Origin of the sequence: Mesorhizobium sp. M4B.F.Ca.ET.089.01.1.1, from assembly GCF_004022605.1 — a bacterium.
In the GTDB taxonomy this organism is placed as follows: Bacteria; Pseudomonadota; Alphaproteobacteria; order Rhizobiales; family Rhizobiaceae; genus Mesorhizobium; species Mesorhizobium abyssinicae.
Map to the genome: position 1 here is coordinate 1 of NZ_RZOS01000922.1, position 1,019 is coordinate 1,019.

1 protein-coding gene and 1 pseudogene are annotated in these 1,019 nt (G+C 69.5%); both read left to right on the forward strand.

Features of this window, described 5'->3' with window-relative positions; translation table 11 throughout:
• A pseudogene (locus EN780_RS41105) lies at positions 1 to 169 on the forward strand (DUF1049 domain-containing protein); the annotation flags it as partial.
• Positions 170 to 262: 93 nt separating this feature from the next.
• The coding region (locus tag EN780_RS35050; RefSeq protein ID WP_128276527.1) for an ornithine cyclodeaminase family protein at positions 263 to 1,019 on the forward strand (757 nt) is incomplete at its 3' end.

The window sequence follows — 1,019 nt, forward strand, 5'->3', positions numbered from 1 at the left end:
GGCTCTCGCCGTCGGCATGATCGTCGGCAGCATGGCGACCTGGGTCAAGCAGGGCCGTTATCGCAAGCTGGCGCGCCAGCGCGGCGTCGAGGCCGAGAACCTGCGCCAGGCGGTCAGCCGCGCGCCGCAGGCGCCGCAGGGCCCGGCCCTGCCGAAGCCGACAGCCTGAAGCATTGCAACGCCGCGTGTCCCTTCAGGGCGCGCGCAAGGGATGCCGCAAGAATTTCCGTTTCGCGGGCGCCCTCACTGCACGGAGTCTTTCATGCTGACCATTTCGGCCGCCGAGGTCGACCAGGCGCTGACCTTTCCCGGGCTGGTCGAGACGCTGCGCACTGCTTTCCGTGACGGCGCCGTGCAGCCGGTCCGCCATCATCACACCATCGAACGTCCCGACGGCGAGGCCTCGACGCTGCTGTTGATGCCGGCCTGGACCGACTTCAACGCCGCCGGCACCTCGGCGGGTGGCCATATCGGCGTCAAGATCGTCACCGTCTCGCCCGACAACAACGCCATCGGCAAGCCGGCCGTGATGGGTCTCTACCTGCTGCTCGACGGAACGACCGGTGAGCCGGAAGCGCTGATCGACGGCCAGCGCCTGACGCAATGGCGCACCGCTTGCGCCTCGGCGCTTGCCGCCTCCTACCTCGCCCGCAAGGACGCCTCGCGGCTGCTGATCCTCGGCGCCGGGGCGCTTTCGACCTTCCTTGCCAAGGCGCATTCGGCGGTGCGGCCGATCACTGCCATTCGCATCTGGAACCGGACCCCGGCCAATGCCGAAAAGGTCGCCGCCGGCTTGCGCACCGAGGGGCTGCCGGCCAGCGCCGCCGAAGACCTCGACGCCGAGCTTTCGGAGGCTGATATCGTCTCCTCGGCGACGATAACCACCCAGCCGCTGGTCAGGGGCGCGTTGTTGAAGCCGGGCGCCCATGTCGACCTTGTCGGCGGCTTCACGCCGACGATGCGCGAGAGCGACGACGACGCCATCCGGCGCGCCCGCGTCTTTGTCGACACCCGCGCCG